1 protein-coding gene is annotated in these 614 nt (G+C 66.6%); it reads left to right on the top strand.

The annotated features are described in order from the left end of the window. Nucleotides 1–11: 11 nt before the first annotated feature. Nucleotides 12–614, top strand: a 603-nt coding sequence (locus tag AB4072_RS17110) for a calcium-binding protein (protein ID WP_441969934.1), incomplete at its 3' end; no start/stop codon positions are given.

The following is a 614-nucleotide window of genomic DNA, read 5'->3' as shown; positions in this document are numbered from 1 at the left end:
TCCTCGCGGGCATGGACGGGCAGGACACCCTGTATGGCGGCGCCGGTGACGACAACATCTGGGCCGGCAATGGCAACGACGTCCTCTACGGCGAGGACGGCAACGACTTCCTCGTCGGCCAGGACGGCAACGATTACCTGGTGGGTGGGGCTGGCGCCGACACGCTGTATGGCGGCACGGGCGATGACACGCTCTGGGGCGATACCGGCGACGACATTCTCCATGGCGAAGACGGCAACGACTTTCTCGCGGGCATGGACGGGCAGGACACCCTGTATGGCGGCGCCGGTGACGACATCATCTGGGCCGGCGATGGCAACGACGTCCTCTACGGCGAGGACGGCAACGACTTCCTCGTCGGCCAGGACGGCAACGACTACCTGGTGGGTGGGGCTGGCGCCGACACGCTGTATGGCGGCACGGGAGAAGACACGCTCTGGGGCGATACCGGCGACGACATTCTCCATGGCGAAGACGGCAACGACTTCCTCGCGGGCATGGACGGGCAGGACACCCTGTATGGCGGCGCCGGTGACGACAACATCTGGGCCGGCAATGGCAACGACGTCCTCTACGGCGAGGACGGCAACGACTTCCTCGTCGGCCAGGACGGC

Origin of the sequence: Microvirga sp. 2MCAF38 (genome assembly GCF_052115485.1) — a bacterium.
Taxonomy (GTDB): Bacteria; Pseudomonadota; Alphaproteobacteria; order Rhizobiales; family Beijerinckiaceae; genus Microvirga.
This window is presented reverse-complemented; position numbering and strand designations above follow the sequence as displayed.